25 protein-coding genes and 2 tRNA genes are annotated in these 26612 nt (G+C 56.5%); 15 read left to right on the top strand and 12 right to left on the bottom strand.

Annotation, left to right across the window (positions count from 1 at the left end; all coding sequences use genetic code 11):
* Positions 1-4 precede the first annotated feature (4 nt).
* From ACZO0A_RS06140 to ACZO0A_RS06150, 3 genes are all read left to right on the top strand, one after another.
* Positions 5-1234 carry a murein hydrolase activator EnvC family protein gene (locus ACZO0A_RS06140; RefSeq protein ID WP_302375409.1) on the top strand — a complete coding sequence of 410 codons (1230 nt, stop codon included), beginning with the start codon at positions 5-7 and terminating at the stop codon, positions 1232-1234.
* Positions 1235-1248: 14 nt separating this feature from the next.
* A complete protein-coding gene (locus ACZO0A_RS06145; protein ID WP_302375408.1) occupies positions 1249-2604 on the top strand; it encodes a M23 family metallopeptidase in 1356 nt (451 codons plus the stop codon).
* A 187-nt stretch (positions 2605-2791) separates the two neighbouring features.
* Complete coding sequence (locus tag ACZO0A_RS06150) at positions 2792-3238, top strand: Lrp/AsnC family transcriptional regulator (RefSeq protein WP_294828869.1); 447 nt, start codon at positions 2792-2794, stop codon at positions 3236-3238.
* Between the two features lie 40 nt (positions 3239-3278).
* Here ACZO0A_RS06150 and ACZO0A_RS06155 read toward each other — a convergent pair whose 3' ends face one another.
* The 3 genes from ACZO0A_RS06155 to ACZO0A_RS06165 all read right to left on the bottom strand — a co-directional run bounded on the left by ACZO0A_RS06155 (position 3279) and on the right by ACZO0A_RS06165 (position 6155).
* Positions 3279-4220, bottom strand: a complete 942-nt coding sequence (locus ACZO0A_RS06155) for an AEC family transporter (protein WP_215692228.1) — start codon at positions 4218-4220, stop codon at positions 3279-3281.
* Positions 4221-4444: 224 nt separating this feature from the next.
* On the bottom strand, positions 4445-5521 hold the full coding sequence (locus tag ACZO0A_RS06160; RefSeq protein ID WP_302375406.1) for a tyrosine-type recombinase/integrase: 1077 nt from the start codon (positions 5519-5521) through the stop codon (positions 4445-4447).
* Between the two features lie 139 nt (positions 5522-5660).
* Complete coding sequence (locus tag ACZO0A_RS06165) at positions 5661-6155, bottom strand: helix-turn-helix domain-containing protein (RefSeq protein ID WP_302375404.1); 495 nt, start codon at positions 6153-6155, stop codon at positions 5661-5663.
* A 147-nt stretch (positions 6156-6302) separates the two neighbouring features.
* Between ACZO0A_RS06165 and ACZO0A_RS06170 the strand changes: the two genes are divergently transcribed.
* From ACZO0A_RS06170 to ACZO0A_RS06225, 12 genes are all read left to right on the top strand, one after another.
* Positions 6303-6518: a helix-turn-helix domain-containing protein gene (locus tag ACZO0A_RS06170; RefSeq protein ID WP_302375402.1), complete on the top strand. Its 216-nt coding sequence runs from the start codon at positions 6303-6305 to the stop codon at positions 6516-6518.
* A gap of 3 nt (positions 6519-6521) precedes the next feature.
* Positions 6522-6740: a helix-turn-helix domain-containing protein gene (locus ACZO0A_RS06175; RefSeq protein ID WP_302375400.1), complete on the top strand. Its 219-nt coding sequence runs from the start codon at positions 6522-6524 to the stop codon at positions 6738-6740.
* Positions 6737-8176, top strand: coding sequence for an AAA family ATPase (locus ACZO0A_RS06180; protein ID WP_302375398.1), 1440 nt, complete (start codon positions 6737-6739; stop codon positions 8174-8176). The genes ACZO0A_RS06175 and ACZO0A_RS06180 overlap by 4 nt, the downstream gene beginning before the upstream one ends.
* A 234-nt stretch (positions 8177-8410) precedes the next feature.
* On the top strand, positions 8411-8599 hold the full coding sequence (locus ACZO0A_RS06185; protein WP_302375396.1) for a hypothetical protein: 189 nt from the start codon (positions 8411-8413) through the stop codon (positions 8597-8599).
* 171 nt (positions 8600-8770) lie between these two features.
* On the top strand, positions 8771-8944 hold the full coding sequence (locus ACZO0A_RS06190; protein WP_302375394.1) for a hypothetical protein: 174 nt from the start codon (positions 8771-8773) through the stop codon (positions 8942-8944).
* 156 nt (positions 8945-9100) lie between these two features.
* Positions 9101-9277: a hypothetical protein gene (locus tag ACZO0A_RS06195; protein ID WP_302375393.1), complete on the top strand. Its 177-nt coding sequence runs from the start codon at positions 9101-9103 to the stop codon at positions 9275-9277.
* A 6-nt stretch (positions 9278-9283) separates the two neighbouring features.
* Positions 9284-9436, top strand: coding sequence for a hypothetical protein (locus ACZO0A_RS06200; RefSeq protein WP_302375391.1), 153 nt, complete (start codon positions 9284-9286; stop codon positions 9434-9436).
* A 232-nt stretch (positions 9437-9668) separates the two neighbouring features.
* The gene (locus ACZO0A_RS06205; RefSeq protein ID WP_302375389.1) at positions 9669-10091 is read left to right on the top strand and encodes a hypothetical protein; all 423 of its coding nucleotides are present in this window, start codon (positions 9669-9671) and stop codon (positions 10089-10091) included.
* An 18-nt stretch (positions 10092-10109) separates the two neighbouring features.
* The gene (locus tag ACZO0A_RS06210; protein ID WP_302375387.1) at positions 10110-10946 is read left to right on the top strand and encodes a phage major capsid protein; all 837 of its coding nucleotides are present in this window, start codon (positions 10110-10112) and stop codon (positions 10944-10946) included.
* Between the two features lie 59 nt (positions 10947-11005).
* Complete coding sequence (locus tag ACZO0A_RS06215; protein ID WP_302375385.1) at positions 11006-11362, top strand: hypothetical protein; 357 nt, start codon at positions 11006-11008, stop codon at positions 11360-11362.
* 1 nt (position 11363) lies between these two features.
* Complete coding sequence (locus tag ACZO0A_RS06220; RefSeq protein ID WP_302375382.1) at positions 11364-11630, top strand: hypothetical protein; 267 nt, start codon at positions 11364-11366, stop codon at positions 11628-11630.
* A 350-nt stretch (positions 11631-11980) separates the two neighbouring features.
* A complete protein-coding gene (locus ACZO0A_RS06225) occupies positions 11981-12238 on the top strand; it encodes a hypothetical protein (protein WP_302375380.1) in 258 nt (85 codons plus the stop codon).
* Positions 12239-12416: 178 nt separating this feature from the next.
* Here ACZO0A_RS06225 and ACZO0A_RS06230 read toward each other — a convergent pair.
* From ACZO0A_RS06230 to ACZO0A_RS06270, 9 genes are all read right to left on the bottom strand, one after another.
* A tRNA-Leu gene (locus ACZO0A_RS06230) sits at positions 12417-12500 on the bottom strand.
* 180 nt (positions 12501-12680) lie between these two features.
* On the bottom strand, positions 12681-14243 hold the full coding sequence (locus ACZO0A_RS06235; protein WP_308132721.1) for an MFS transporter: 1563 nt from the start codon (positions 14241-14243) through the stop codon (positions 12681-12683).
* 72 nt (positions 14244-14315) lie between these two features.
* Positions 14316-17315: a glycoside hydrolase family 3 N-terminal domain-containing protein gene (locus tag ACZO0A_RS06240; protein ID WP_215692226.1), complete on the bottom strand. Its 3000-nt coding sequence runs from the start codon at positions 17313-17315 to the stop codon at positions 14316-14318.
* Between the two features lie 62 nt (positions 17316-17377).
* Entirely contained in the window at positions 17378-19297 is a 1920-nt protein-coding gene (locus ACZO0A_RS06245; RefSeq protein ID WP_302375376.1) for a glycoside hydrolase family 2 protein, read from the bottom strand.
* Between the two features lie 173 nt (positions 19298-19470).
* Complete coding sequence (locus ACZO0A_RS06250) at positions 19471-20754, bottom strand: ATP-binding protein (RefSeq protein ID WP_486846160.1); 1284 nt, start codon at positions 20752-20754, stop codon at positions 19471-19473.
* Positions 20755-21462 (bottom strand): LytR/AlgR family response regulator transcription factor, encoded by a 708-nt coding sequence (locus tag ACZO0A_RS06255; RefSeq protein ID WP_215692223.1) that lies wholly within the window; start codon positions 21460-21462, stop codon positions 20755-20757.
* Between the two features lie 99 nt (positions 21463-21561).
* Positions 21562-21894 carry a hypothetical protein gene (locus ACZO0A_RS06260; protein ID WP_291232136.1) on the bottom strand — a complete coding sequence of 111 codons (333 nt, stop codon included), beginning with the start codon at positions 21892-21894 and terminating at the stop codon, positions 21562-21564.
* 55 nt (positions 21895-21949) lie between these two features.
* Positions 21950-22025, bottom strand: a tRNA-Gly gene (locus tag ACZO0A_RS06265).
* A 129-nt stretch (positions 22026-22154) separates the two neighbouring features.
* Positions 22155-26198: a PolC-type DNA polymerase III gene (locus ACZO0A_RS06270; protein WP_374116766.1), complete on the bottom strand. Its 4044-nt coding sequence runs from the start codon at positions 26196-26198 to the stop codon at positions 22155-22157.
* Positions 26199-26612 lie beyond the last annotated feature (414 nt).

A 26612-nucleotide genomic window follows, 5' to 3' on the forward strand; every position in this document is an offset into this window, starting at 1 on the left:
CAAGATGAAATACAGGCACTTCCCCGCCGCTGTATTGGCGGCGGGGCTGCTTTTTTGTACCCTTTTTTCGGGTTTTGCCGCCTATGCGGATGATAAAAAGGGCGAATTAACACAAAACCAGACCGAAGCGCGGCAGGAATATGAAGCCGAACAGGCAGCCTTAAACGAACTAAAAAGCGCCCAGGCGCAGACCGAGAACGAGGTTGCCGCGCTCACCGGGCAGGCGGCGGAACTGGCGGGGCAAATCACTGACGTGACTGCCGCCGTGCAGGCTGCCCAGACCGAATTGGATGTTCGCCGGGCTGCCACAGAAGCCGCCGACGCGACGCTGACTGCCAAGCAGACTGAATATGACGCGCGGCTCGCCTTGTGCAAGGAGCAGCTGCGGGCCATGCAGCGGCTGGACGGCGGCGGGGCGCTGTGGCTGTTGGCGCAGGCGAAAAGCCTGTACCAGGTGCTGACCTTTGACACGGTGCTGCGGCAGATGAGCGCTAAAAACAGCGCCGTACTGGCAGAACTGGACGCCGAGGCCGCAGCGCTTGAACAGGCCCGCGCCGAAGCCGAAACCGCCGCCCAACAGGCTGCCGACGCGAAAGCAGCGCTGGATGCCCAGCAAGCCGCGCTGCAAGCCACGCAGTGCGAGTTGGAGACGGCGCTTTTGGACGCGAACAGCGCCCTGACCGCACAGCAAGCCGCCGCCCAGGCCCAGGCCGCTGTGACCGACGCCGCGAAAAAAGCCTACGAGGCTGCCACCGCCGCGCTGGACGCCTACGTACGGGCGCAGAGCCAGCGCTACACCACGGCAGATTTACACCTGACGAGCCTAGCCTTTCGCTGCCCGCTGGACAGCTATGGGCGCATCACGACCCAGTTCGGCGAGCCTGACCCCTGGGGCATCCCCCACCGGGGCACCGACTTTGCCGCGCCGGGCGGCACGCCGATTTACGCCATTGCCGACGGCGTTGTCAGCGCCGCGCGGACCATGAACAGTTACGGCAACTGTGTACAGGTCAGCCACGGCACTGCCGACGACAGCCATTGCTATGACAGCCTGTACGCCCACATGAGCAGCATCGTCGTAGCCCAGGGCGACACCGTGCAGAAGGGTGATCTGCTGGGGTACGTTGGCAATACCGGCAATGTTTACGGCGCAGGCGGCGGGTATCACCTGCATCTGGAACTGCGGGTGGACGGCGGCAGAGTGAATCCGTTGGGGTATGTGCCGACATTGTAGGGAGGCTGTCTGCTTTGACTTTCGGGGATGTTTTATATTTTGTCGGCTTCCATGTCGAATACACCGCCGTGCGGGTCGGGCGCGGAGCGGCATTTTGGCTGCGGGAGCTGGCCCGGGCGCTGGTTCAACTGTTGGCCGTGGTGCTGCGGCCCCTGGTGCGGGCGGCGGCATATTTCCGTGCAGCGCTCATCCACCCGCACCGCCTTGTCGGCCTGCTGCTGCCGCTGGCGGCGGGGGCGGCGCTGGTTTTCTACGTGCGCACCACACTGGCACAGCCTTTTGTGCTTCGGGTCGAGGTTGGCGGCCAGACCGTCGGCTATCTGCCCGGTGAGCAGGCCTTTGAGGCCGCCCGCGCCGACGTGCAGGCTCGCATCAGCGGCGCGGCGGATTGGGATATCCAGCCCGAGTACACCCTTGTCTGGGGTGCGGGCGTGCAGACGATGACCGAACGCGAGACCGCCGACGCGATTTTGCGGGCGGCGGGCGGCGACATCACCGAGGGCACCGCCGTTTACATCGACGGCACGCTGCGGTACATCACTACCGAAGGCGACCACCTGCGCCGCTGCCTGTACGCCGTGCGCCAGCTCTGGCAGACCGAGGGGGTGCAGACTGACTTCGTCCACCCGCTGCGCCTGGTAGACGGCATCTACCCTGCTGTTGCCGTCACGCCCTACGGCACATTACTGGACGCCCTGCGGGACAGCGGGCTTTTGCAGGTCAAAGTCACCCGGTACGAGACGGTAACAAAAGAGCTGCCCTTTGAGACGCAGACCGTCGAGGACGCTGACCTGGATTTTGGCAAGACCGAGACGGTACAGGCCGGGCAGAGCGGCAGCGAGCAGGTCACAAGCGAAATTGTGACCGTGGACGGCGCGGTCGTCAGCTGCCAGGCCGTGGACGTGCAGCTTTTGCAGGCCCCCGTGCCGGAGATCATCCACCGGGGTACACGGCTGAAAAGCGGCATGATCGGCAAGCTCGGCACCGGCAGCTTTCTCTGGCCTGTGCCGGGGTATTCGGGCATCAGCCGGTGGGCTAATCTACCCTATGGCCACCGCGGGGTGGACATCACCGCGCCCTACGGCACGCCGATTTACGCCGCCGACGCGGGCACGGTCATCGCTGCCCAGTGGCACAATCACCCTACCGCGAGCTGGGGCTATTATGTGGAGATTGACCACGGCAACGGCTACAAGACGCTGTACGGCCACATGTCGTCCTTTGTGGTGCAGACCGGGCAGACCGTGACGAAGGGCCAGCTGATCGGCTACGTGGGGGCGACTGGCACCGCCACCGGCAACCACTGCCATTTTGAAATGTATTATAACAATGCACTGATCAGCGCAAGAAATGTGTTCCCGGATATATAACTGCCTGCCAGAACACTGCGGGCGGATGTGAGCATCCGCCCCTGCAATTCTACAATTCTTTTGCAAAACGCTTTACTTTTTACTTTGTATATGGTAAAATTCTTTCCATAGTAAAGCTACAAAAGCTCTCGTTCAGGTGCAATGACGCACACGAACGGGAGCTTTTTGCCTAAAATGAGGTGTTACCATGGATCACATCGACCGCAAGATCATTGACATATTGCAGCACGACGCGCGTATTCCCCTAAAAGAAATCGCTGACCAGGTATTTTTGTCCAGCCCTGCGGTGTCGGCCCGCATTGCCCGGCTGGAGCATTCCGGCACCATCACCGGCTATCAGGCCCAGGTGGACGCACCCAAACTGGGCCACATGGTCAAGGCGTTCATCAACCTGGACATGGACCCCCAGCGCAAGCCGGAGTTCTACCCCTATATTGAGAGCTGCGCCCATGTGGTGGAGTGCAACTGCGTCACCGGCGATTACAGTATGCTGATTGAGGTTTTGTTCGGCACGACGCAGGAATTGGACCAGTTCATCAACCACTTGCAGCAGTTTGGCCGCACGCGCACGCAGATTGTGTTCTCGACCCCGGTAGAGCACCGCGGTGTGCCGGTGGCGGAGCCGGAGGAATAAAAAACGCCTTTCTCAATGGAGGGATGAAGCCTTTGGGATATTACAGGTATCCCCCGCTGCGCAGCAGGAATATCCAGCCGGTCAGCGTCAAGGCCGAGAGCAGCGTCGTCAGGGCGATGCAGCTCGACGTCAGCACACCCTCGTGGCCCATGTTTTTGCTCATGACATAGGCGCTGGGAGTCGTGGGGCTGCCCAGCATGATGAGCAGCGCAATCAGTTCCTCGTCGCGGAACCCCAGCGCCACCGCGCAGGGCAGAAATACCGCCGCCAGCCCCACGGTCTTGATAAAGGCCGCCGCCAACGTCGGCCCCAGCTTTTTGATGGCCTTGGCCCCCTCAAACGAGGCACCGATGGACAGCAGCGCCAACGGCGTAGTGACGGAGGCAATATTGTTCAGCGTTTTGGTCAGCACTGCGGGCAGCGTGAACGGCAGCAGCGCATAGACCGTGCCGGACACGATACCCAATAAAATCGGGTTGGTGGCCACGCCGCGCAGCAGCTGCTTTGGCGTGGGGATACCACGCTGCTGTGGGGATTCCAGCATCAAAATCAGCACCGCAAAGATGTTGAACAGCGGCACGCTGCCCAGAATCATCAGCGGGGCCATGCCTGCGTTGCCGTAGATGTTCTGGATGAACGCCACGCCCAGCACAGCCGCACTGCTGCGGTAACCCGCCTGCACGAACTCCCCCACCAGCGATTTATCTTTGAGGAACCGCTTTGCCCCTGCCCACACAACAAGGATGCCGATGAACGTTGCGCCAAAGCAGAACAGAACGAACTTCGGCTGGAAATCGTGCAGGATGTCAACGCTGCCCATATCCAGAAACAGCATGATGGGCAGTGTGATTTTAAAGGTCAGCTTATCCGACGCCCTGCAAAATTCCGGCGGCAGAAAGCCCCACTGCCCCAGCGCGTACCCCGCCACCATGACCAGAAACACCGGCAGCGTCGCATTCAGGCTGAAAATCAGGTTTTGCATCGTGACATCCTTTCTTTTTAGAGAAAAAGAGAACTCCCACAGCGAAACGCTGTGGGAGTTCTCTTGGTGCGGAAGATGGGACTTGAACCAAAATTGCTTCGATTTACCGTTGAAATCTCCTGCACGAAAGCTATAACTGCCGTGTTTTCGCTGTACTAAATCTCATGGATAAAATATAAAACTTGCCTATAAGAATCAAAAGTGTGTTCAAATATGTGTTCAGATTACGCCTGTTTCAGCACCCGCAAGAACACGCTGTTGACGGCCTGCGCGGTGTTCTCCGCATCCCCTGTCAAGGCATGACCGTACACGCCGAACGTGTCCATGTCGGCGCTATGGCCTACAAGCGGCTTGACCTCTCCTGCTGGTAAGGTCTTTACCACGCTTACAAAGGTGTGGCGCAGCTCGTATGGGCTGACTGCCTGTAATTCATTGACACGGCAGTAAATGCGCCAGCGGTAATAATAGAACTGCTCTGACTTGATGCAGAATACAGATTCTTCATCTCCTGTGAGATTGCGTTGATCGTCCAGCACGCGCCTTGCCACATCGGACATGACAAACGAGCGGACGGCGTTCTCATTCTTGCCGTGTGTCTCTTCATCATCTACATTGATGGAGCGGGAAAGGTAGACCATGTTGCCGTGTATATCAGCCCAGCGCAGCCCTACAAGCTCACCGGGGCGCAGACCTGTAAGTACCTGAAATCGGTAAGCGTTTATGAACTGATCGCGGACAACAGCGCCTTTATAGGTCGTAGTATCTGTGTTAAACAGCTTTACCATGTCAGTAGGTTGCAGCACCTTTTTGCCCTTGAAGCGTGCGCCTGCCGGAATCGTCAAGTCTTCGGGCATATAGGTAGACAGCTTTGCCTTGCGGCAGTATTTGCAGAATGACCGCATATCAGCAGCGAGAAGCATAAGCGTTTTCTTGCTCTTGCCTGCCACATGGGCGTTGTTTATGACCGTCTGTAAATCCTGATCTGTAATAGCATTGATGCGTTTCTTGCCCAGCACAGGCAGCACCCAGCAGCGCCAACGGCTCTCTAATGGGCGGTAGTTTGTGCTGCTGGTAGTTATCTCGACATTATGCAGCCATGCTTTGCAGACATCCTCAACGCGCCCGGCGCGGGCAGCTATGCCATCATCTAACCATGCATCGGCTTTTGCGTTTGCCTCCCGCTGACCTGTGCGCCCCGGCTTGCTGCTGTAAAACTGCTTGCGCACACCGTCTTTCTGTACACTGACCCGCCAGCGCTGTGTTGACTCTACCCACTGCGCTGTGTTCGTTCTCTTGCCCATAATACACCACCTTCCCGCCGTCTGTGATAATGCAGGCGGCTTTTATTATGCCTGTCAGCCCGTGAGAGAGCGCATATAACGGGCTTGACATTACAGACGTATAATTTCATTAAAAGCGCGAAAAAGCGGTAAATAGCGGTTATTCTTCGGCTTTCTTTTGGTATTGAGGTGTATTTGCAAGCTGCTTCAGATATGCGATGACTTCCGGGATGCTTTCTTTATCCAGATGCCGAAAAAAGCACCGGGATGCTTCAAACTTTCCGGGATCGTTCAAAAGGCTGTACAGATAGGCGATTTGGTCATCATCGGATTTAAGCTGAATCTCAAAAATGCCAGAGTTTATCGGGTCAGATGCTTTTTGCATGGGGCCGTTTGTTGCAATGCTTTTTTGCATCCGGCTGGAAACATCGTCTATAATTCCCTGCGCTTGTTCGTGCGGATTATCAGAAATCAGCTCATACCATTCCACACCGAGCGCAGCCGCGATTTTCTTTAGCGTGGCAGGTTTTGGATTTTTTATCCCGCGTTCGTATTGGCTAATTGCCTGAGGAGTTACACCAAGGCGCTTTGCAAGTTCGGCCTGTGTTATGCGCATGGTGACTCTTGCCTGTTTGATTAGTTCCCCTGTATGCATCTTTAACCCTCCCATTAACAAATAGAATACCATGAAAGAAAGGAAAAGTAAAGAAAAAGGTTTAATTTAGCTGTTGACAAAACCAAAAGATTGATATATACTTGAGAAAAAGTGAACCAAAAGGTTTACTGAAAGTGAGGTGGAAATATGGCGAAGTCTATCGTTGTTGACCGCGTGAAGGTCATCGCCCAGATGGCCCGCTTGGACATCACCGGCGAGGAACTAGCCCAAAAGGCTGGTGTTGGCCGCAGCGCAGTTATCAAAATGCGGAAAGGTCAAGCTGTGTGGCGTACCACTGCGCAGCACGTCGCCCGCGCTCTGGGCGTGGACGTGGCCGAGCTGTTAGAAACCAAAGGAGAGTAAACCATGCGACAGAAATTTTTCAATCTTCGGGTCAAGCTCTTGGAGCATGACATGACCCAAGAGGAGGCCGCCAAGATTGCGGGCATCAGCCCCAGCGCGATGGTGAACCGCATGAGCGGCCGCTATCCGTTCGATGCGTGGGAGATGCAGCGGCTCGCAAAGGCACTTGACATTGCCCCGGCTGATTATGGTCGCTACTTCTTCAGCGAGGTAGGCGCATGAACAATGTCAAAGATCCGCGCAAGGCGCAGGAACTGGCCGTGCAGATGCTACCGCTTGCCGATGCGTGGCAAGCTGACATTATCGCCCCGGTCTGTACCAACGATGACTTTAAGGCTTTACTAGTGGCTTTAGGGAAAGCCATTACCTGCACAGACGCACTCGACCTTATATACTTCCTTGCGGGAACGCCCAGCGCTACAAATGACCGTAAGGCGCGGCTGGACACGATTTTGGAACGTCGTTCCTACTGGGAATACTTAGACTCAAATGCAGTCGCAAAAGATCACGACGAACAAGCATCCATCCCAATAGGGGCGAAGAAGCCGTCAGCTCTCAACGCCTTGAGGGAACTTGCGGGAAACGCCGCAATAGGCGCACCGGGAAAGCCCTTGAATCTGGATGAAGTTAAGTCAAAGCCTATAGACTGGCTGATTCCAAATCTAATCCCACGAGGGGAGCTTGTCGTATTAGGCGCTGACGGCGGCACAGGCAAGGGGTTGTATTATGCACAGTTGCTTGCGAATCTGACCACAGGCAAAGGAAACGACTTTTTCCCCATCGACCTACCCACAGCGGGGCGCGTGTTGATTTTCTCTGGAGAAGATGAACCTAGCACTATCTACAAGCCGCGCTTGCTTGCGGCGGGTGCAGATTGCTCTAAAATAGCCATTCTGACGGCAGACAGCTATTTTAGAGATACCGGGAAACTACTGAATCTTAACGACGCAGACACAGAATCTTTTATCAGACAGGCAGCCCCCGACCTAATCGTTATTGACCCCTATCAGAGTTTTCTCGACGCTCACGTCAACATGAGCCAGAGAAACGAAATGCGCGCAGCGATTACCCCGTTTCGTACATTTTGCCGCAATAATAACGCGGCGGGGCTTATCGTCTGCCACACGAACAAAAAGAGTGCCGTCGCAGGGCGGCAGCGTCTTGCAGATAGTGCTGACTTGTGGGATTTAGCACGCCTTGTCATTATGCTCGGCTGGTCAAAAGCGGATGAAGCAGTGTATGCCAGCGTTGAGAAAATCAGTTATAGCAAGCGCCCCATGTCAACGCTGTTCAGCATCGAAGCCGCAGAAGCCGAGGATGTAAAAACTGCCGTCGCCGTCTACAGAGGTCGCACAGATCGCCGAGATGCAGACTTCATCTTACAACGTGCAGCAACACCGACACCGACGCGCGACGCCGTCAGAGACGCCATTCTAGCCGCACTGGAAGATTCCACGCTCGGAAGTATGGCGAGTACGGAACTGCAAAAATCTGTCTTGCTTGAGACCGGATGCAGTGAAGCCACATACCAGCGAGCGTACAAGCAACTTACGGACGAAGGACTTATTTTAAAGAAACCACTGCACACAGCAGGAAAGAAAGGTGTTTCAAGCTGGTTTACCTACCTTGCGGCCTGCTGTTCAAGTAGCACTCTTTGAGAGTGATTTCAGAAGAAGAAGTTGACATTTTATAACCACATATCGTCTGTTTTTAACTTCTTCACGAAGCAGAAGTTAAAAGCCTGCGCCTTGTCCGCTGCTTTAACTTCTTCTTGCTGACGAAGTTTATAAACGACACATTAACGTCAAAATCTTTAACTTCTGCTTATTCCATCTCTTCCTACCAACGAAAGGAGTTTTATAATGCCTGTTGTTCCTAAAATCTGCCCCCTAATGCAACGTGACTATTGCCAGCGTGAGAACTGCGCTATCTGGCACCATGACCGTTGCGGCCTTATCGTGGACGGCGTCTTTATCGCCCAGAGCATCATGGGGCACACCATCTCGCAAGAAATCCTCGGCGAGATTCCTGCCAAGCTCGACGATCTGGCCGAAGCTATCAAAGGACGCGGCGAACAGTGATCTACTGGACCTGCCCTTGTTGCGGAGCAAACCTTGACCCCGGCGAACGTTGCGACTGCAAAACAGAAAAGCCGCCCAGAGTGTTGCAGCACTCACAGGCGGCGGGCGGTAAACAGCTTTTGCACGGCAGTTATACCGCCTCTAGCTTATCAGATTCGGAGGAAAAGTACAATGGATTACACTAAAATTGTGAAGGTTCTTTCGTTAGCAGCAACAGGGAACAGCATTGATGCAGCTCTTGACGAAATGAGTAAAAAAGAGCTTGAATATCTGCTTGAACTGTGCGAGGAAGAAAAAGCCCGTCGCCAAGCGGCAAAGAATGGGGGTGCTTGCAATGACGGCTGAAGCATCAGAAAACATTGAAAAACTGGTGTCCATATTGCTGACCTTTTCCCCTGAGCAAATGGCCGAGTTTGTGGCCAGTGCACGGGAAATCATCACCCAGTACAAGTAACAAACACGGCTGTGCTATCAGGCCATACGGGCTTATGAGGTGATGAAATGAAAGACTACGAACAGCGAGAACGTGACTTAGCCAACATGGGACACAAAGACCTAATCCGCTTTATGCGCCATGCCTACAACTGGTTACTTGATGACGGCATGAGCGAAAGCGAACTTGAAGCAAGTCTTGCGAAATTCGGACTTTGCAAAGAGGATCTTTTCGGAAGGGGGTGAATCGACTTGAGGATTAAAATGACCTACACCGACCAGGAACGCGCCGCCTTTGAGCGCGTCCGTGCCGAGCTGCTACAAAATCTGCCCAATGTACGGCAGCACAGCAGCATCGCGCCGGGCGGCGTTCATGTATTCTACTTAACCACTTGCAAAAAGTAACGTTTTGTGGTATAATATTATAAACAAGAGTACCGCCGAAAGGTAAAGCTACACAGGCTCAGGGAAACGTTTACCGTTTCTTTGGGCCTGTTTTTTTGTGCATGGGCGCAGCCTCCGGCGCATCTCCTTTGCAGGCTGTTTCTGGCGGTGAACGTTTCCCTGTACCTATGTGGAAGCCCACAGCGGTACAAATACGCTTACGGCAGCGGTAAAGCCGGAAAGGAACCCCTATATGGAAAATACTAATATCAACGAAACGCAGACCACCAACGCCACCCAGACGGAATCTGGGGAAAAGCTCTTTACCCAAGAGCAGGTCAATCAGATCGTGAGCGAACGGCTCGCACGAGAGCGCAGCAAGGCCGCAACAGAGCAGGCTACCACCGACAGGGAAAAAGCCCTTGACGCACGGGAGCAGGCTCTTAAATGCCGTGAGCTTGTGGCAGGCGATAAGAAATACCCTGCCAAGCTGCTGGACGTGCTGGACACTGCCGATTTCGACAGCTTCAAAGCACAGGCGGACAAGCTGCTGGAAGCGTTCCCCCACATGGGTGATACCTTCACGGTCAAGGGGGCAAACATTGCCACCCCACCGTTCACTAAAAGCGAACCGGACGAAAGCGAACTGATCAGAAAAGCGTTTCTCAAAAAATAACCGAAAGGACGCTTTATAATGGCGATTACTCTTACCGAAAAATTTGCACCGTACACCGATGAACAGTTCAAGAATGAGAGCAAGCGCAGCCTTGTGACCAATCAGGACTTCGACTGGACAGGCGCACATACCATTAAGGTTTACAAGATTCAGACCTCCGAGATGCAGGACTATGGTCGTACCGGTCCGACCGGCGACAATTTCAGCCGCTACGGCTCTATTGCCGATCTAAACGCCAGCACCGAGGAGCTTGCCCTGAAGAAAGACCGCAGCTTTATCTTCAACGTGGACAAGTTGGACGCGGACGAAACCCAGCAGCAGGTCGAAGCTGCAAGCGCACTCGCTCGCCAGAATCGTGAGGTCGTTATCCCGGAGGTTGACAGCTATACCTACGGCGTTATGGCTACCAATGCAGGCACCAAGCCCGCCGCAAAGGCCCTTACCGCCGAAAGCATTTACAGCGATATTCTGGCAGCGTCTGCCGCGCTAGATGATGCAGAGGTTCCGGAAACTGACCGCGTGCTAATCGTGACCCCTGCCACCTATCAGCTTATGAAGCAGAGCGAGAGCATCGTTCTCAACTGTGACGTGGGCGAGGAGATGCGCCAGAAAGGCGTTATTGCGAACATTGACGGCATGAACGTGCAGAAAGTGCCTGCAAACCGTCTGCCTGCCAAGTTTGGCTTTATGGTTGCCCATCCCTCTGCCACCGTTGCCCCGACCAAGCTGGAAGACTTCAACGTCCACAACGACACGATCTACAGCAGCGGTGCGGTTGTGACTGGCCGCATCTGCTATGATGCTTTTGTTCTGGACAACAAGAAAAAGGGCATCTATTATCAGGCAACGACCTAAAAGACTTCCACAGCGGCGCGGGCTACGGCTTGCGCCGTTCTTTTGTATGAGGTGATTATATGACCCCTAAAAAAGAAAAAGCCCTTGCAGCGCTTCTCACGTCCCCCACAGTAAAGGCGGCAGCACAAGAAACAGGCGTGGGAAGCCGCACAATGCGGCTCTATCTGAAAGACCCAGAATTTTTGGCAGAATACAAAAGGCGCTGTTCCTCACTGCTGGAGGATGCCACGAACAAAGCAAAAGCAGCCCTGCCGCCTGCTATTGAGCGCCTTTCCTCTATTGTTATGGATGATGCGCAGCCGACACAGTATCAGATTGCGGCGTGCCGTGCATTGTGCGAATACAGCTTGAGGATGACCGAAGTTGTAGACTACGAACAGCGCTTGCAGGCGCTTGAAGATGAAATGAGGCGGTAATATGAAGGTATTGAACAAAGCAAGGCTGGATGCGCTGGAACGGGCATTGAAAAGCAAAGATGGCGTCCTTGTGGTTGAACAGGTCGAGGGCGGTTATGAATTGCCCAGCGGGGAGATCGTGAACGACCTTGCACCGCTGCATAAACGCTATGCTGTCGTTATTGTGGACGACGTGGAATACCGCCTTGCCCACCCGGAAGAATGGACGGACTTTGAGCGTTTTTGTCAGGAAAAAAACAGACGATTAAACCCGCAAATGTACCAATAAACAAAAAGACACGCCACGGCTCTTACAGGGCTTGCGCGGCGTGTCGAAATATGGTATTGTAAATATGCCGCTTCGGCGGCAAGGCGCTGCACAACACGGCAGGCGGTTGGCCACACTTCCCGAGAGGGGGTGAAGCCAATGCGTATTACGATTCATGTCGGCATCTTCACGGTGACGATTATCGTCAAAAAACGCAAGAACCGCCACCCTGCACGGTGACGGTTCTTAGATGAACCTATAATCCAAAAGGGCTAACCGCTTGTCGCAGCGCCTTTTCTATGTTTATTATAGCAATCATGCGCTGACCTGTCAAGCAAATATAGTGCGCGTTTTTTTAAGAGGTAAAGAATATGGTTTTGTTTACAATAGATGATGTGAAAGAATCTGATATTCTTGAAATGCAAGATACGCTACGAGAAATTAAGATAAACCATTCTTACGATACTAGAATAGGAGGTATCCCGCCCGATTGGGGGCACAAAGAGCTAAACACATATCTCGAACAAGAGATTGCCCGGGATTGTTTTGACACTCTAAAGGCTCTCAACCGTCTCCCCGATGATGTACCATGGATTCAAGATGAGCTGAAACGTGAAAATACAGTTTGAAGACCACAATGCCGAGGTGCTGCAAGCTCTGGATGCTGCTTGCAATCGCACACTTGAAAAATGCGGGCTTGTGGCTGAATATCTGCTATTTTAGCACTTCATTCTTCAATGTGTGTTCAAAAGTGTGTTCATACAAAGCAAAAGAGCGCAGGAATAAACGTTCCTACGCTCTTTTAGCTGGTGCGGAAGATGGGACTTGAACCCACACGTCATAGACACACGCACCTCAAACGTGCCTGTCTGCCGATTCCAGCACTTCCGCTTATTGCAGTGACTGCGAGAGATATAATAACACAATTCACCCCTAAAAGTCAAGCGTTTTGCGAAAGTTTTATCGGAATACACAGCACTATACACACAAATACCGCCGCCCCGGAAGAGATTCCTCTTCCGGGGCGGCGGTGCGTTTATGGAAGGACAAAGAGAATAGCGGTTTTAGGGGTTACGCGCGGTACTCCGCGGGGAGCTGGTCGATGGTGACATACTTCTCCATGGCCTCTTCCAGCTTCATGCCGTTTGCCACGGCGTCGCGGCGGCAGGCGTTGATAGCCTGGATTTCCTTCATCTTCTCGCCGGTCAGACTGTAACCCTTCATGGCGATCAGGGTGGCCGCCCAAGCGACCATCGGGATGACACAGAACAGGACGATGACGACCATATTCATACCGGGGGTGTACGGATCGTACTGGGTCGGCAGGCTCTCCAAGCCGATGAAGCTGACCGCCACACCGACAACGGTGGCGGACAGGCTGGAAACGAGCTTATCCACCAGGCTGAACAGAGTACCCATGATGCCGGGGATGTACTTGCCGGACTGGTACGTTTCGTAGTCAGAGCAGTCGGCGACCATCGGGATGGGCATATCCGCCGTAGCATAGTACGCACCGTAGCCGACGCCGAACAGCAGGATGAACAGAACCGTGTACAGGTTGAGTGCCAGACCGTTTTCACCCATGATGGACAGGGTGAAGCCGTCGCCCTTGCCCCAGAGCATCAGCAGGACAAGCACGCCCACATAGCACACCAGCGCCACGCTGACATAGCGCATCAGGCTGGCTTTCTGACCTTTCTTCTGGCTCGTGCGCACGGTCAGCAGGAAGAACGGAACACTAAAGACGTAGCCCAGCACCATCATGGGCAGGTACAGCCCGTCATAGTTGCCCATCATGCAGCCGTACAGCATACAGAGGACCGTTGTGTTGGTGGCGATAGACAGCGCCAGCTTGCAGCCCGCACCGGCAACCATCAGGCGCTGCATGGGCTTGTTCTCCTTGATGATCTGGACGTACTCGGAAACCTTGAGCTTTTCGGTCTTTTCGCCGCCGATGCCGAAGTACTTGGGCTGATCCTTTTCCCAGATGCCGATGACGGCCAGCAGGGTGAGCAGAATGGAAATGACGATGCCGACGGGAGCCAGCATACGGAAGAAGCCGGCGGAGCCGTAGCCGCCCTCGTAGTTCTTAGCCAGGATGGGCGCGAAGAACTGCATCGCACCCATGCCCAAGAGAGAACCGACGGTGTTGAAGATGGTGAACAGCGGGCGCTGCTTCGGGTCGTTGGTCAGAACGGTCTGCCCAGAGCGGGTGCAGCTGGTCTGGAAGGTGTAGCCAATGACCCAGACTGCGTACAGGCCGACAAAGGCAGCATAGCGGGCCCACATCATCGTGTCGGGAATCAGCGGGGTCACACAGTACAGCACCAGAATGCTGACAGCCATGATGAGGTTGCCGATGACCATGAACGGGCGGAACTTGCCGAACTTGCCGTTCGTGCGGTCCATCAGTGCTCCGATGATGGGGTCGGTGACAGCGTCAAACAGACGCATACCGGTGACCATGACGGAGGCAAAGATCATGGACAATGCCAGGACCTTGCTGCCGAAGGTCGCGATGTAGGACAGAACCAGAACGTAATACACGTTCGTGGCACCGTTGTTCAGCGGGAACAAGACCAGCTGATAAGGTTTGGCGCGGTTGACACTCTGCGCCTTTGCGTTTTCGCTCATAGGGTTGCTCCTTGTTGTGGGGGAGAATTTACTCAAAAGTCCCCGCCGGGGCCGGCGGGGAGCTTGCGGGGATTACTGGTTGGTACTGTTGTTGTCAGCGGGGGGCTCGGTGGCAGCGGCAGCCTTGGCAGCCTTGCTTGCCTTGATGCGCTTGACCAGCATGACGATGCACAGGACCGTCAGAACGGCCAGCACAACATCGAGGACGATGAGGGCGGTCTGCCACCACGGGGTGACCTTGACGATCTTGGTATCAGCGGTGAAGCCGTTCATCGCGCAGGAGTTGGCGATGACGTACAGGATGCGGTGGGTGGACTGGCGCATGGCCTGGACGACCTCGGGGCAGTCCTTGTACTGGGTGGTCAGTTCGGTAGTCCACTGTACGTCAGAGGAGTCCCAGCTGTCGGTACCGGCCAGTACGCCGTAAGCAGCGTCGAAGGTGCGCAGGGCAATGCCGCGGGCGGTGAACATCGGGTTACCGGAGAAGTCGGTCAGGACGAAGCCGTCGAAGCCCCACTCATTGCGCAGAACGTTGGTCATCAGGCCGGCATCAGCACCGGACCAGACAGCGCCCACACGGGCAAAAGCGTTCATAACAGCCTTAGCGCCGCCCTCGGTGACGGACATCTCGAAAGGCTTGAGGTAGATCTCACGGATGGACTGCTCGTTTGCCCAGGTGGAGATGCAGCGGCACTTGGTCTCGCTGTCGTTCAGGGCGAAGTGCTTCATGTAAACATAAACGCCCTTGGATTGGATGCCGCTGATCTCAGCAGCAGCGATCTTGCCGGAGAGGAAGCCGTCCTCGGAGTAGTACTCAAAGTTACGGCCGCAGTAAGCGTTGCGGTGGGTATCCATGGCGGGGCCGTAGAGGCCGGAAGCGCCCAGATCCATAACATCGTTGCCGATGCACTTGCCGACTTCTTCCATCAGTTCGGTGTTGAAGGTAGCAGCCATGATGTTCTCATCGCTGTAAGCGCAGTGGTTGGTGGAGATACCGGTCAGAGACTGGGTGAAGCCCTGGGGGCCGTTATCGTCCAGGGTGCTGGGCTTGGAAACGCTCTGCACCATGGCGGTGTTGTGGTAGCCCTGGCCGATCAGCTTAGCCATCTCATCAAAGGTAACCTGGTCGAGCAGCTTGTCCCAATCGGGGTCATCGTAGCTCTTGCCAATCATCATGCCCAGGGTCATGCCGTTGTCGGCACCCATGGTGGGCATAACAGCGTCAGAATCGGGGTCAGCGGTATAGTTGCCGGTCATGTTCAAGTCGGCAATCAGAGCCTCGTTGGCTTCCAGGGTAACGACCTGGGGCCAGGTGCCCTGCCAGTCAGAGCGGGACAGGTAGTTAATGCCGTCCATACCGTAGTAGCTGGGGTCGGCATTGTCGAACTGGTTGGTGATGGCCTCACCGGTGACAGCGGAAACGCTGTAGGTGTCCTTGTCCAAGCTGGCAACATTGTAGTTCCAGGCCATATCGGCGTTGCCGTCGGCGGTCATGCCGTTCTCAACGGTGTAGCCCTTGGCGGCCAGCACGTTGTTGATGGCATCGTGAGAATCGTGGGCAGCGGTCAGGTAGTAGTCACCGGCATCCAGGATGTAGGTCTTGGCACCGTTGGCATCGTATGCAGCCAGTTCGCTGCGGGGCACGTTGACGGTAACGGTCTCGGAAGCACCCGGCTCGAGGATCTCGGTCTTACCGAAGCCGCACAGTTCAACAGCGGCCTTCTCGACCTTGTTCTGCTTATCGTAATCGGTGTAGGGGCTCTGGAAGTAGACCTGCACGACCTCTTTGCCTGCCACGCTGCCGGTGTTCTTGACATCAACGCTGACATTGAAGCTGTCGGTAGCGGCATCATAGCTGGACTTAAAGTTGGACCAGTCGAAGGTGGTGTAGCTCAGGCCATAGCCGAAGGGATAAGCAACATTGGCGTTGTAGTCGTAATCGCCAGCGTTGCCCTGGCCCAGGACAGCGTCCTCATAGCGGGTCTCATAGTAGCGGTAGCCGATGTAGATGCCCTCGCTGTAGACGTTGTAGTACTTGTTGCCGTCCAGCATGAAGTCATACCACTCAGCATTGTTGTCCTCGGTAGCGTTGGCGTACTGGGTGCCGTAGAAGTTAACCAGAGAGGGAGCGGTGCTGTTGTCGTTGCAGTAGGTATCGACCAGGTGGCCGGAGGGGTTGACCTCGCCGGTCAGGATGTCGGCAACGGCGTTCAGGCCCCAGGTGCCGGTGTAGCCAATCCACAGGGCGGCGTCGACGCCGTAGCTGTCATCGGTCAGGAAATCACATTGCATAGCGTTGGTGGAGTTGATCAGGACGATGACCTTATCGAAGTTCTCGCGGGCCATAGCCAGCAGGTCTTTCTCCTCCTGTGTCAGTTGCAGAGCGTCGGTGCCATCGGTAAAGCCATCGATGGGCACATCATACATCTCGCCAGCCAGGCGGGTGATGGTGATGATGGCAGCATCGCCATAGGAGGCAAAGCTGTCCTTGACGGCGTCGGTGTAGACATCCATCGGAACTTCGTTGACATGGTAGTCAGAGCGGACGTTGATGCCGGTAGCATCGGTATCCTTGGAGGGGTTGCGGGGGAACTTGCTGCCTTCGCCGGTCAGGTAGAAATCCCACAGGGTGGGGTTGACTTCCAGGCCGTCGGCTTCCAGGGCTTCCTTCAGGGTGGGAGCCTTGGAGGTGTCGATGTCAGCAGAGCCGGTGCCGCAGGTGGCGATGCCAACGCTGGAGTGGCTCAGGGTAGAGATCTTGCTGCCAGCGGCCAAGGGCAGAGCACCGTTGTTCTTCAGCAGGACAGCACCCTCGCCGGTGAGCTGCTCGGCGATCTCCTTGTCGTGAGCTTCGAGATCCTCGACAGAGTCGAAGCCAGTCTCGAAATACTTAACACTGTCATCCTTGCCAACAGTCTTGTTGGTGGAGGTCTTGAGCGCGATGTTGACAGCCTGGGCACTTGCATTGGCCAGGTTGGTGCCGACACAGGCTGCACCGAAAGCCACTGCAGAAACGCCGGTCAAGACGCTCCACAGGACAACGCCGCCGCCCTTCTTCTTGTTCTTTGCCATAAATCTTTCTCCTTCTCCTTGTTTTGTATAAAACAACCGCGGAGTGCAGTGTGTTTCCAAAATTACACCCAGTTTGCGCTGGTGGACTTTTTCTTAGTCAGCTTGTAGTCCGGGTTCGGGGCATCGACCTTGCGGAAAACGGCATCGTCGATGCTGTCCCCTGCCACGGCCTGAACCTTCGTCTCACCGTTCAGCTTGACGCGGAACTTGAAGATGTGCTCCCCTGCCTGCTCGGCCAGCTTTTCGCCGTTGACATACAGCGTCACGTTTTTCTGGTTCGAGTAGACCTTGACCTCGATCTCACTCTGGGTGCGATCCACAAAGCGCTTGGAGCAGATGTGCACGAACGGCTCGTCGCTCCACCACGCCTTATAGATATAGAAGCTGTCCTTCTTGGTCTTGCGGTCGAAGGTGATCAGGCCCTTGTGGTTCATGCCCGGCTCGCCGCCCTGGTCGCGGGCATCGGCAGCGAAATCGTACATATTCCACACATGGGTGGCCCACAGCCATTTGTGGCGGTCGAAGCAGCGCAGCATATACTCATGATAGATGGCCTGATACTCTTCGGTGTGATCGCCGCGGTGCGGGTGGTCGCTGTGCAGGTTGGGCATACCCTCGGCACCGTACTCACTGAAGCCCAGCGGGCGGTTCGGGTAGCAGAGGTGGAAGAAGTCCATCCACAAATCATTCAGGAACAGGCCCGGCACGTACCAGCCCAGGTACAGGTTCCAGCTGACCAGGTCAGTGATGTGGGCCACCGGGTTGAAGGGGCCGCACATCGCATAGCAGGCCAGCGTGGTCAGGCGGGTCTTGTCCATCTCGTGGCAGAGATCATTCAGCACATGATGGTTGTCGCGCATATCGCGGTTGTCCTTAGTGCTGATGGTGATCTCGTTGGAGACGCCCCAGCAGACGATGCAGGCGTGGTTGTAGTTCTGGACGATCAGCTCCTTCATCTGGCTGATCGTGTTCTCGCGGCCGTTGGGCATATGCTCGGAAATGTAGGGGATCTCGGCCCAGACGACCATACCGGCTTCATCGCAGAGGTCGTAGAAGTACTGGTCGTGCTGGTAGTGCGCCAGACGGATCGTGTTTGCACCCAACTCCTTGATGAACTGCATATCCTCGTCGTGCATCTCCCGCGTTATGGCATTGCCCAGCCCCTTGCGGTCCTGATGGCGGGAGACGCCATGCAGCGGATACGGACGGCCATTGAGGAAAAAGCCCTGCTTGGAGTCAACCGAGAAGCTGCGCACGCCAAAGCGCTGGCTGACCTCGTCCTGCACCTCGCCGTTCAGCACAAGGCGAACCACGCAGGTGTAGAGATACGGGTCACGGACACCGTCCCACAGGTGCGGGTGCTCGATCGTGACGGTGGTGTCGCTGCCCTTGCCGGAGACGACCTCGCTGCCGTCAGCCTCGTAAACCGTGAACTCAACCTCACCGTCACCCTCGGTCCAGCTCTTGATATTGATGTCGGCGTTGGAGCCGTTGACGGTGGGGGTGATCTGCACGCCCGGGCCGCCGAGGTAATCCAGCGCAAGGTGGTTCTTGTTGACGACCAGCAGCGTCACATCGCGGTAGATGCCGCCGTAGAAGGTGAAGTCAGCCTTCTGGGGGTAAACGCGGTCGTTTTTGCTGTTGTCGACCTCGACGGTCAGCTCATTGTTCTCGCCCAATACGGTGGTGACATCCGCACGGAAGGTGGAGTAACCGCCGTTGTGGCTGGCGACCTCCACGCCGTTCAGCGTAACTCTTGCGCTGGCATTGACACCCTCGAATTGCAGCCAGACCTGCTGGGCAGCAACATCAAAGGCGGGTGCCGCGAACTGCGTTTTATAGGTGCAGGTACCGCGCCAATAATCATTGCCGCCGTCCTGACCATCGATGTTGTTCCAGGTGTGCGGCAGATCGACGGCGACGGTCTTGCCGTCAGGGCCGGTGAACTGCCAGTTCTTCATCAGCTTGGTCGTGCTTCGCATTGCGCCCTCCTGTGTTGTTTTTTATCGTATTTGTATTGTAGCGAACTGTTAAATTCTTCGCAATAGGTTTGCGAAAAGTGGTATTTCTGGTGTGATATTCGGTTTTTTGCCCACAAAAAAGCCCACCCCATCTTTGTGTAGTTTGCACAAAGATGGGGTGGAAAATTTTACATTCAGCTCTGGGCGGGCGGCAGTACGATTTTGACCGCAAACAACTCGCCCCGGGGTTCGGTGGCCATGCTGCCGCCGTATTTCTGCACCACGCGGCGGGCCACTTTCAACTCATATCCATGGCGGCGGCCATGGTCAGGCTGGCTTTCCACCGGATTGGGACCAATGACATTGATAACGCCAAAGCCCTGTCGTTTGCAGACCAGCAGGTCGATCATACGGTGGTCGGCGTCCCGCTGCTGGGCGGCGGCATCGATGGCCTGATCCAGCAAATTTGAGAACAGCGCGTAAAGGTCGCCGGGTTCCAGCGCCGCCAGGCAGGTGCCGTCGGCCACACAGTTCAGCCGGATATGCTGGGCCTCGCACAATAGGCTCTTCTCGGTCAGGACGACATCCACGACCTCGTTGCCGGTGGCAGCGTTGGCATCGTACATCCGGGCGGCCTGCTCGGCTTCGTCCAGGCTTTGGGCCACAGCTTCATCGGGGTGCAGGCGGCGCAGGTCGGCGATCTGGACCTTCAGCTCATGGCATTTGCGGTTGATGATCTGCACGTTCTGCCGCGCGATTTGGTACTGTTTGCGCTGACGGTCGTACAAAAGGTTCAGCGCGTCCATCTCCTTCTGCAGCGCCGATTTTTTGAAAAGTTCAGTCTGCAGATAGAGCAGCGTCAGGCAATACAGCTGGGTCAGCAGCGACGGCGCAACCACCGCCGAAGGCTCCAGCCCAACGCGCAGACTGGTATGCAGCGCAAAAAACTGAAAGACAAACATCACACCCAGCAGCCCCGCACTGCTTAATTGCCGCGGGCCAATGTGATAGATTCCATCCTCCGGCATCGTGCGTGCCATCGTATACCGGATAATGATGCAGCAGATAACGGTAAAGCCCAACTGTCCCAGCAACATCGGCGTACTGTGCAGCGGCAGATGGCGCATTCCCAGCGCCTGCGCCACCCAAATCAGAACACGCCACAGCTCGTAGGCCGACTCCGACGTCAAGACGATCCAAACGCTGCAATAGGCACTGGCTGGCCAGTCCAACAGGGTGCAGAGCCGGGTCGATACCATGGCCCAGGTGAGATAGCCCCCATAAATCACCAGCAGCATTACCGGCTTGGTGTGACCACTGTTTGCCCAGGTAATGACCTGCGCAAACGGCACCGCCGTGATAAAATTGATGATGATGCGCAGAGCAAAGTTTTCACGCCTTTTCAATGGCAGCCAGTAGGCCAGCTCTGCGCTGCAAAGGCCAACCGCGCAGACCAGCAATGTCAGAAGTGCATCCACTTACAGCGCACCCCCGACATAGGCGGCCAGCGCCCCCAAAAAGGCCGTGCGCTGGCGGCGGCTGATTTCCAGCCGCTGCTCCCCCACCAGCACCAAATCATCCTGCACGCCCTTGACGTAGCGCAGATTGACAAGGTAGCACTGGTTGCACCGGGCAAAGTGGTAGGCAATCAAATCTTTTTCGGCCTTTTGCAGGCTGCCCCTTACCGACCAGGTATCGGCAGTTGTGTGGTAGTGCAAAAGACGGTCACGGGTCTCCAAATACAAAATATCGTCGGTGTCCAGTAATTGCACCCCGCCGCCGACCTGCAGGGCCACCTGCCCGCCGCGCCGCCGCTGGATGCGCTGCAGGGCGCGTTCCAGCTTGGTGCTGAACTGGTAGTAGCTGACCGGCTTGAGCACGAAATCCAGCGCGTCGACCTCGTACCCGCGGATGGCATACTGGGCCATGTTGGTGACGAAGATCAGCACGACCTCGGGGTCAAGCTGGCGGATGCGCTCGGCCGTGGGCATACCGCCCAGGCGGGGCATCTCAATATCCAGAAAGATGATGTCAAAGCCGGGGCGATACGGCTCCACGATCTGGGAGCCATCCGCGAAAGGGGTCACATCCAGCTTGCGACCGCTCTCCTGCGCGTACTTTGCGATAAACCCGCACAGTTCTTCCCGCACGGCGGTGTTATCCTCGACTACGGCGATCTTTGCCATGGCGCTGTCCCCTTTCCTTTACATATATATGTATTATGACAAGATTTCACCAAAAAAGCAACGCCCTTTGGCTGAAAAGGTGTTGCTATTGCCAAATTTTCAGCGATCCGGCTCACAGTCCAGGATCGAGGGGATGTTCTCCCAGCGTTCCGGCTCGCTGTGGTAGCGGTCATGCAGCCAAGCCACCGCGGCGTCCAGCCCCGCCTGATTGCCTTCAAACTCCTGCGTCTCGATTTTTTCCTCTGCAGTATGTTCAATGCTCCACGGCCCGGGCCAGACCTGGGCCGTCAGGTACTCGACTTTCTTTTTGCCGCTCTCGTCGCTGGGGTCGGGCTTTTTGCCCGGCGTGATGACATAGCGCATCCCGCCCTCGGCCCCGGAATAGGGGTTGCCGTTATGGAACCAGTGGTAAATGGGGAAAGCATCGAGCATAATCTGCGCACCTCGCAACAAAAAATACCCTGAAGCGAAATGCTTCAGGGTATTTTGGAGCGGGATACGAGTCTCGAACTCGCCACCTACTGCTTGGGAAGCAGTCACTCTACCGGATGAGCTAATCCCGCATCAGTGACTGCTATTATACCGCAATTCAGGTGGGTTGTCAAGGGGGGCGGGCGGCATATATGCCGCCCCTGCTGCGGTGGATTTTGTAGGGGGCGGCGTCCCCGACGCCCCGCGGATGGGCAATTCCTTTATATCATACTGAACAAATCCACCTGGCTGGTCTCGGGCAGATTGCCCAGGGCACCGACGGCGCGGAGCTTGTCAAAGACCGACTGCGCCACGCCGCTGGCCTGCTGCAATTCCTCCACCGAGATATACTCTTGGCCGTGCATCGTGGCCTGTTCCAGCGCCACAGCGGCGGCATCGCCCAGGCCGCGGATGGCCGTGAACGGCAGACGGACCTTGCCGTCCTCGACCACGTACTTGCTGGCGTAGCTTTTACCCAGTTCAATGGGCAAAAATTCGCAGCCGCGCTGCAGCATCTCGTTTTCCAGCTGCAAACTGACAAGGGCGTCATCGTCCTTGGCGGTGCGTTCGTCTTTTGGGATCTTCTCGTTGTCCTTCAGGTGCTGCTTTGCCACGCGGACGCCGCCAACGGCGGCCTCGTAGTCGATATCCGCGCCGCGCACCGTGAAGTACACCGCGTAGAAGATGGCCGGATGGTAGACCTTGAACCACATCAAGCGGATGGCCGCCATCAGGTAGGCCACGGCGTGGGCCTTGGGGAACATATACTTGATCTTGCGGCAGGATTCGATATACCAGTCGGGCACGTCGTGCTCGCGCATGGCTTCCTCCCAGCCGGGCTTAAAGCCCCCTTTGGCGACCTTGCCTTTACGCACGGCCTCCATAATGTCAAAGGACATCTTCGGTTCCAGGCCCTTGCGCAGCAGGTACAGCATGATACTGTCACGGCAGCCGATAACCTCCGCGATGGTACATGTGCCCGAACGGATGAGTTCGTCGGCGTTGCCGGTCCAGACATCGGTGCCGTGGGACAGGCCGGAAATCTGGATAAGCTCGGAGAAATTCTTCGGCTGTGCATCCAAAAGCATCTGACGCACAAAGTTTGTGCCCATTTCCGGGATGCCGAAGGTGCCGGTTTTGGAGCCAATTTGCTCTTCGGTCACGCCCAGCGCTGCCGGGCTGGTCAGCAGGCTGTACACCTTCTCGTCGTTCATCGGGACCGAGTCGATGGGGATGCCGGAGTATTCCTCAAAGAATTTGTAGAAGGTCGGCACATCGTGGCCCAGCTCATCCAGTTTGAGCAGCGTGTCGTGCAGATATTTAAATTCAAAGTGGGTGGTCAGCAGGCCGCCCTTGACATCGTCCGCCGGGTGCTGGATGGCGCAGAAGTCGTAGATATCAAACGTATCCGGCACGACGACCATGCCGCCGGGGTGCTGGCCGGTCGTGCGCTTGACGCCGGTGCAGCCCATGACAAGGCGGTTTTCCTCGGCACGGTTGACGGTCTTGCCGCGCTCCTCGAGGTACTTTTTGACGTAGCCGTAGGCCGTTTTGTCCTGCAAACCGGAGACGGTGCCCGCCTTAAAGACGTTTTCCTTGCCGAACAGTTCCTCGGTATAGCGGTGGACGTGGGACTGGTACATACCCGAGAAGTTCAGGTCGATATCGGGTTCCTTGTCGCCGTAGAAGCCCAGGAAGGTTTCAAAGGGAATGTCGTGGCCTTCGACGATCATTTTTTTGCCGCAGACCGGGCAGTTTTTGTCCGGCAGGTCAAAGCCGTCAAAGTGGATGCCGTCGTTGATCCACTCGCTGTGCTTGCAGTTGGGGCAGAGATAATGCGGCGGCATCGAGTTGACCTCGGAAATGCCGGAGAAGTGCGCCACAGCCGACGAACCGACGGAACCACGGCTGCCGACCTGGTAGCCGCCCGCATTGGAGTAAGCCACCAGACGCACGGCGATGACGTACAAAACCGCATAGCCGTGGCCGCAGATGGAGTCCAGCTCCTTTTTCAGCCGCTTTTGCAGCACATCGGGCAGCGGGCTGCCGTAGTCGCGGGCCGCGTGTTTCCAGGTGTCGTCGCGCAGTTCCTGCTCGGCACCCGGGATGCTGGGCGGGTAGGTGCCCTTGGGGATGGCGCGCAGGTTGTTGTCGATGGTGGCGGCGATCTTGTTGGGGTTCGTCACCACAATTTCATACGCCTTTTCCTGCGGCAGGTAGCTGAAATCTTCCAGCATATCGGGCGTGGTGCGGAAGTAGAGCGGGGCCTGGTTGTCGGCGTCCTTGAAGCCGTTGCCTGCCTGCAAAACAGCACGATAGATCCAATCTTCCGGCTCTTGAAAGTGGGAGTCGCCGGTGGCGACGACCGGCTTATGCAGGTCCTCGCCCAGTTTTATGACGGTGCGGTTGAAGTTCTTGATGGCTTCGATGGAATCCACCTGGCCGTTGCGAACCATGAACTCATTGTTGCCAAGCGGCTGCACCTCAAGGTAATCGTAGTAATCGGCGATGCGCAGCAGCTGCTCATAGGGCTGGCCCGCCACAATGGCGCGGTACAACTCGCCCGCTTCGCAGGCGGGCGAAAGCAGCAGACCCTCGCGATACTGATTCAAAAGACTGCGGGGCACGCGGGGCTTTTTGAAGAAATACTGGGTGTGCGCCGCGCTGACAATGCGGTAGAGGTTTTTGAGGCCCACCTGGTTTTGCACGAGGATAATCAGGTGGTAGTATTTCTTTTTCAGCACCTCTTTATTGCCGCCGAGACCGGTGTTGATGGCCTCCACCGTGTGGATGTCCTTCTCCTGCAAGTCGGTCAGCATGACTTCAAAGATGCGGGCCAGCGCCATGGCATCATCGACAGCGCGGTGATGGTTGAAGGGTGGGATCTCCAGATGTTTGTTGATGGTGTCCAGCTTGTAGTTGCGCAGGCCCGGAAAGAGTGCCTGTCCCATAGGCAGCGTGTCGATATAGGTATTCTCGTCCCAGCTGACGCCCGCCTTCTCCCCCGCTTTGCGGATGAACAGCATATCAAAGCTGTGGGCGTTGTGGGCAACGAGGATGTTGTCCCCGCAGAACTCTTTGAAGGCGCGGATGGCTTCCTCCGGCGTGGGGGCGTCGGCGACCATGGCGTCATTGATGCCGGTCAGGTCAACGACCTTCTGCGGGATGGGCTTGCCGGGGTTGACGAAGGTGCAGAACTTCTTTTCTTCGTTGATCTTACCGTTTTCCACAAAGACGGCGCCGATCTCGGTCAGCCGCTCGGTGTTGGAATCAAGGCCGGTCGTCTCGGTATCGAACACGACAAACGAGCCGGACAGCGGCATCTGCGCCCCGCCGTAGACGGCGGGGATCATATCGTCAACAAAGTAGGCCTCGCAGCCGTAAATCAGCTTGAAGTTCGGGTCCGTCTCGTGGATGGCGTCGGTGGCAAGCATGGCCTCGGGGTAGCCCTGGCAGACGCCGTGGTCAGTGATGGCGATAGCGCGGTGGCCCATGCGGTGGGCCAGGCGGACAATTTTGCCCGGGTCGTTGAAGCCGTCCATTGAGCTGGACTTGGTATGCAGGTGCAGCTCGACGCGCTTTTCGCCGTCGGGGGCTGTGTCCTGGCGCTGCTGGCGTTCAACCTGCAGGACGTCGTAGGGCAGGATGACAAAGTCGTGCTCGTACTTATCGTACATATAGTTGCCGCGCACGATCAGGGTGGTGCCGGGCTTGAGGTTCTCCCACTTGGACATATCGGCGTCCTCGTCGCCCAGGACTTTCAGGTTGACGGAGCCGGAGTAGTCGGTGATGGAGGTAAAGTAGATTTTGCGGCGGCTGCCCTTGACCTCGGTGGCGAAGACATCGCCCCAGACTGTGACCTTACCGCCATCGCCCAGATCGTTCAGATGGCGGATGTCGGCAGGCTTGAAGGTCTTGCCGTAGAACAGCTTGACCGGCTTGTTCGTGAGGGCCAGCCCCTCGATCGTAAAGTCGGGCGGCGTCTCCTTGGCCTCAAACTTGACGGCGGGGACTTTCTCCTGCAAGTACTGTTCAAATTCTTCTTCCGTGCGCGCCTTTCCGCTGTCGGCAAGGCGCACGATAGGCAGCGAACCGGTGCGCTCCTGGATGAGTTCGGCCAGCACGCGGGGCAGCTCGACGCTTTCCAGGATCGGGCGGCCCGCGTTGACATGGATGGTGATGCCGTCGTCGCCGAAGGTGACAGGCTCGGTCTTATCCAAAAAGCCGTTGACCGGCATCCCCTGCCCCTTCAGTTCCTCGATCATCAGACGCACGGCCTCGGGGGTGATATTCGGGTAAGCAAAGTAGCTGCGAACCTGCAGTTCATACCCGGCGAACACCTCGGCCAGGGACGCACAAAGACGCCCGCACAGCGCCTGGTCCAGGGGTTCAGCACTGCGCAGGCAGATAACGACCTGTCTTTTTGTGCGGTAAAGTTCCACGCGGTCAACAAGCACGCTGCCGAACGCCGCGCAGAACTGCTGGTCCGCCGTAAACTGCGGCCAGACCTGAGTGACAAATGGTTTCAAGGAAATTTTACCTCACAAGTGGATAGCATATTATAGGAGGCGGCGTCCCCGACGCCCCGCGGGCGGATATGGAATCCGCCCCTACGGAGTTTTGGCTTTCCCCTCGGGGGAAGCTGTCCGCGAAGCGGACTGATGAGGGGCAACGCTGCC

The sequence above is a fragment of the Gemmiger sp. genome, from assembly GCF_057431175.1.